This is a genomic window from Streptomyces sp. NPDC054863 (assembly GCF_053610825.1).
Window position 1 is genome coordinate 1 of record NZ_JBSGZD010000446.1, and the last position, 4,357, is coordinate 4,357.

4 protein-coding genes are annotated in these 4,357 nt (G+C 72.4%); 1 reads left to right on the forward strand and 3 read right to left on the reverse strand.

All coding sequences use genetic code 11. The annotated features are described in order from the left end of the window. Nucleotide 1: 1 nt before the first annotated feature. From ACWGIG_RS37275 to ACWGIG_RS37285, 3 genes are all read right to left on the reverse strand, one after another. Nucleotides 2-1,450: a PepSY-associated TM helix domain-containing protein gene (locus tag ACWGIG_RS37275; protein ID WP_453326158.1), complete on the reverse strand. Its 1,449-nt coding sequence runs from the start codon at nucleotides 1,448-1,450 to the stop codon at nucleotides 2-4. A gap of 111 nt (nucleotides 1,451-1,561) precedes the next feature. Beyond that, nucleotides 1,562-2,203: a hypothetical protein gene (locus ACWGIG_RS37280; RefSeq protein WP_453326159.1), complete on the reverse strand. Its 642-nt coding sequence runs from the start codon at nucleotides 2,201-2,203 to the stop codon at nucleotides 1,562-1,564. A gap of 304 nt (nucleotides 2,204-2,507) precedes the next feature. Continuing rightward, nucleotides 2,508-2,891: an ArsR/SmtB family transcription factor gene (locus tag ACWGIG_RS37285; protein WP_453326160.1), complete on the reverse strand. Its 384-nt coding sequence runs from the start codon at nucleotides 2,889-2,891 to the stop codon at nucleotides 2,508-2,510. A 128-nt stretch (nucleotides 2,892-3,019) separates the two neighbouring features. Between ACWGIG_RS37285 and ACWGIG_RS37290 the strand changes: the two genes are divergently transcribed. Beyond that, complete coding sequence (locus tag ACWGIG_RS37290; protein ID WP_453326161.1) at nucleotides 3,020-4,105, forward strand: cation diffusion facilitator family transporter; 1,086 nt, start codon at nucleotides 3,020-3,022, stop codon at nucleotides 4,103-4,105. The last annotated feature ends 252 nt before the right edge of the window (nucleotides 4,106-4,357 follow it).

Consider the following 4,357-nt stretch of genomic DNA (forward strand, 5'->3'; position numbering starts at 1 on the left):
CTCACGCCTTCCGGCGCCGTCCGACCAGACCGGCGGCCACGTCCGCCACCAGGAACCCGATCAGGGTGACGCCCAGCACGGGCAACGCCCAGCCGAGTGCGGCCACCAGGGGAACGCCCACGATGAGGACGGGCAGCGGCAGCCGCCGCCAGGTCCCCCTCACCGGGGGCCTCCCCAGGGCAGCCCTACGGTCCTCACGGGTGGGCCTGCGCTGCCACCACATGCGGTAGCCCCAGACCGTCAGGAGAATCAGCCCGATCGCCACGAGCACGAGCACGATCTGGTTGAGGAGGCCGAACAGCACACCCATGTGGCCCTGTACGCCGAGCTTGCTGAGCTTGGCCGTCAGGGGGTGGTCGGCCCATCGGGTGCGCGAGGTGACTTCGCCCGTGGCGGTGTCGACGGCGACCTTGTCGTAGTGGACCGGCCAGACGTTGTCGTTCTGCGCCACCACCCAGGCGCTGGACGCGTCGGCGGGAGGGGTGAGGGTGACGGTTCCGCCGAGGTCTGCCTTACGGGCCACCGCGAGGGCCGTGTCGAAGTCGGCCGGGTCCGCTGCGGCGCTCTGCCCGGCGCCCCCGTGCCCGGCGTGCTCGGCGTGCGCCCCGGCTCCGTCCGCAGACGGGGCCGGGGCGCTCGGCAGACGCGGATCCAGCTTCGGGGCGCTTCCCTTGACCACGTCGAGGAACTGACCGAACCGCTCGCCCGCGTACTGGGACCAGGTCAGCCCGGTGGCACTGAGGAAGAACAGCCCCAGTGCGAGCCACACCCCGGCCGCCGCGTGCCAACTGCGGGTACGCCGCACCCCACGGGCGGAACGGTCGGGCAGCAGGACTCCCCGTACGGTGCTCGCCCGCTGCCCCCTGCTGCGGCTGAACCACAGGACGAGACCGCCGGCGGCGATCACCCACAGCCAGCTCGCGGCGACCTCGGAGTAGAGCCGCCCCGTCTCACCCAGGTGCAGATTGCGGTGCAGGTCGTCCAGCCAGGTGGTCAGGGGCGTCGACCCGGACCACGTGGTCAGCGCGCCCTGGACCTTGGCGGTGTAGGGGTCCACGAAGACGGTGCGCTGCTTGTCGCCCAGTTCGGGCACGGACAGCACCACGCGGGTGGTGTCCTCGGGCTCGGGCGGGGTGATCACGGAGGCCAGGGTGCCCTCCGGATGTGCGGCGCGGGCGGCGGCTATCTGCTCCGCCAGCGGACGCGGCTGGTCGCCCACCTGCTCGACACGCAGCTGCTCCCCGTAGACCAGCTGGTCGAGCTGTGGGGTGAAGGCGTAGACGAGACCGGTGAGGGCGGCCACGAGAAGGAAGGGGGCGACGAACACACCGGCGTAGAAGTGCAACCGGGCCAGCAGTGCCCGTACGCCCTGCCAGGAGCGCCCGGGTGGTGGCGGGTCGACCGCTGCGGAAGGGGCTGTCGGTGGTGCGTTTTCCGTTGTGGAAGACATGCGTGATTCCTCAATGGGAGCGCACGCGGAACCTCGGTACGCGCGTGCGGAGAAGCCGATGAGTGAGGGAGCCGCCCTGGTGGGCGGGTGTCGTGATCGCGTGACGAGCGATCAGGCGGACATCACTCGGGGAGGACCTCTCCGCGGGCGGGAGCGGGCGAGAAGGGCGCCGAAGAGCACGCGGCCGGTCGTGGACGGCGGCGGCGGTGGCAGCTCCGGGAGCACCGGCGGTGCGGTCGGGACGGCGGCGGGGAGGAAGCGTGGCAGAGCCAGGGCGGCCGACCGGTGAAGGACCCGCTCCCCGTGGATGACGCACAGGGCCGTCCCCAGTGTGGCCAGGGCGTGCGCGGCCGTCATCGCCGTGCCCATCGCGTGCCCTGCGCCGGGGGCGACCATCTCGGCGGCCCCCGTGCCCGCATGCCCGCCGGCCATGGCGTGGTGCATGGCATGGCTGCCGTCCGCCGGGGACGGCGGACGGCCGTCGGGGCTCCGCATGGTCAAGTGGTGGAAGGCGAGGTGCAGTGCGAACTGGGTCCCGCCGAGAATCAGCGTGACGACGTCGAAGCGGTACCGGCGGTTGCCGAAGAGGACCGTTCCCAGGAGGGCCAACGCGGCGAAGAGCATCCCGAGCGGGCCCGGGCCGGGGAGACTGCCACCGGCGGCGACATGGCTGAGCGCGCCCAGCGACAGGCATGCGGAAGCGCAGAGCAGCCCGCCTCGGGCCCGCCTCTGCCAGCTCCCCCGTCTGTGCACCGCCACAAGATATCCACCGCTTGCCCGGCTGCCGACCCGCCGGGCAACAGTTCATTCTTCAACCGGCCACTACGAAGCGGCCTGCCGGAGCGTCAAGGACCGTACAGGCACAGGGCGTTGCCCGAGGGGGGACGACGGACGCCACGACCGGACCGACGCGCGTCCCACTGCCAGTGGGACGCATCACAGGAAGGACTCAAGGGACAGAAGGAGCGTTACGGGCACGGGGTACGGATTGCCTGGCCGAATTACCGGGCCGGATCGGACCGGCACCTGACGTCTCGCACGCCCCGTCGGACCGGCGCTACCGGGTGGCCGGGGCCGCGCCGGCGGGGGGTGTGTCGCGCAGGCCCATGCGCAGGTGCTCGACGTGGAAGAGGGCCTGGTCCAGGAGCTGGGCGACGTGGTGGTCGTAGAGGGAGTAGACGATCGAGCGCCCCTGGCGCTCTCCCGCGACCAGGCCCAGGTTGCGCAGCAGGCGCAGTTGGTGGGAGCAGGCCGAGGGCTCCATCTCCACGGCTTCGGCGAGTACGGCGACCGCGCACGGGCCCTCCTGGAGGCGGGCGAGGATGCGCAGCCGGGACGGGGTGGCCAGCGCCTGGAAGGCGGCAGCGACATCTGCGGTCCCGACCGCGTCGAGACGCTCGCGGGTGGTGGCGCGGTGTCCGCCGTCGTGTTCGTGGCCCATGCCGTCATCCTACTGAGCCGTAATACCTGAAGACCTGTTCATGTGTTCCGGTATGGTGGTGTGGTGCCGAGGGACGCCACGGTCCCTGGCCGCGCTGTCCTGCCCGTCTCCCGGAAGGCGTCCTCACCGTGAGTACCCACCACGCGCACCATCACGGCCACGACTCCGCGACCGGGCACGAAGAGGGCCCTTCGCACGACCACGGTCATGACCACCGCGCTGCGGGTTCGCGCTGGTCGCGGCTGCGGCACGAGGTCGCGCACCTGGTGACTCCGCACAGCCACGAAGCGGCCGACAGGGTCGACTCCGCGATGGAGACGTCCAAGGAGGGCATGCGCACCCTGTGGCTGTCGCTCGGCATCCTGGGGGTGACCACTGTCGTCCAGGCGGTGGTGGTGGCCCTGTCGGGGTCGGTGGCGCTGCTGGGCGACACCATCCACAACGCCGCCGACGCGCTGACCGCCGTCCCGCTGGGCATCGCGTTCGTCCTCGGGCGGCGGGCCGCGAACCGCCGCTACACCTACGGGTACGGCCGCGCCGAGGACCTCGCCGGCATCGTCATCGTGCTCACCATCGCCGCCTCCTCCGCCCTGGCCGCGTACACCGCCTTCGACCGGCTGCTCAACCCGCGGGACATCACCCACCTGTGGGCGGTGTCCGCCGCCGCCCTGGTGGGGTTCATCGGCAACGAGTGGGTGGCCCGCTACCGCATCCGCACCGGCCGCAGGATCGGCTCCGCCGCCCTGGTCGCCGACGGCCTCCACGCCCGCACCGACGGCTTCACCTCCCTCGCCGTCCTCCTCGGCGCAGGGGGCGCGGCCCTCGGCTGGAGGTACGCAGACCCGGTCGTGGGCCTGCTCATCACCCTCGCCATCCTCGCCGTGCTGCGCAATGCGGCCCGGGAGGTCTACCGACGGCTGATGGACTCCGTCGACCCCGCCCTCGTCGACAGGGCCGAGCACGCCCTCCGCGGCGTGCAGGGCGTGCACGGACTGGGACAGGTGCGGATGCGGTGGATCGGCCACGCCCTGCGCGCCGAGGCCGACATCGTCGTCGATCCGCAACTGACCGTCGTACAGGCCCACGAGCTCGCCGTCGCCGCCGAACACGCGCTGATCCACGCCGTCCCCCGGCTCACCGCAGCGACCGTGCACACCGACCACACCCACAGCGCCGCCCAACACGCGGCCCTCGCGCACCACGGAGCGGGCTGACCGCGGTCGTGACAGCGCGACGGACGGGCTTCAGGACGAAGAGGCGATGACTGCCTCGATCCGCACGTCCCGCATGTACCGCGTCCACCGGCTGGTGGACGCGGTACCGCCGCGTGCCGTACGGGCCGGACCCGTCGCCGTGGTCCGCACCGGCCATCTCCCTCGCCGCACACCATGTGGTCCGTGTCCTACGGAGGCGGGGCGCCGCGGGGGCCCCACCCCCCCCCGACAGCCCCGGCGGTTGCCGGTAGT